Below are 626 nucleotides of genomic sequence, written 5' to 3' on the forward strand. Positions count from 1 at the left end.
AAAGGTGCAACAGGAGATAAAGGAGCCACTGGTGATACAGGAGCTCAAGGTCCGGTTGGTATTCAGGGAGCCGTTGGAGACAAGGGTGCAACTGGGGACAAGGGTGCAACAGGAGACAAAGGAGTAGATGGAGATCAAGGTCCAATAGGAGCCCAAGGTCCTGATGGAGATAAAGGAGCCACTGGTGATACAGGAGACAAGGGTGCAACTGGAGATAAAGGAGCCACTGGTGATACAGGAGACAAAGGAGCCACTGGTGATACAGGAGCTCAAGGTCCGGTTGGTATTCAGGGAGCCGTTGGAGACAAAGGTGCAACTGGAGACAAAGGAGCAGATGGAGACAAAGGAGTAGATGGAGATAAAGGAGCCACTGGTGATACAGGAGCTCAAGGTCCGGTTGGTATTCAGGGAGCCGTTGGAGACAAAGGAGCAACAGGGGACAAAGGTGCAGATGGAGATAAAGGAGCCACTGGTGATACAGGAGCTCAAGGTCCGGTTGGTATTCAGGGAGCCGTTGGAGACAAGGGTGCAACTGGAGACAAAGGAGCAGATGGAGATAAAGGAGTAGATGGAGATCAAGGTCCAATAGGAGCTCAAGGTCCTGATGGAGATAAAGGAGCCACTGG

The 626-nt window shown here is 52.1% G+C and carries 1 pseudogene; it reads left to right on the top strand.

What is annotated here, in order from left to right:
* Positions 1-626, top strand: a pseudogene (locus MWU65_RS17495) (hypothetical protein); the annotation flags it as partial.

Origin of the sequence: Cellulophaga sp. F20128, assembly GCF_023015805.1 — a bacterium.
In the GTDB taxonomy this organism is placed as follows: domain Bacteria; phylum Bacteroidota; class Bacteroidia; order Flavobacteriales; family Flavobacteriaceae; genus Cellulophaga.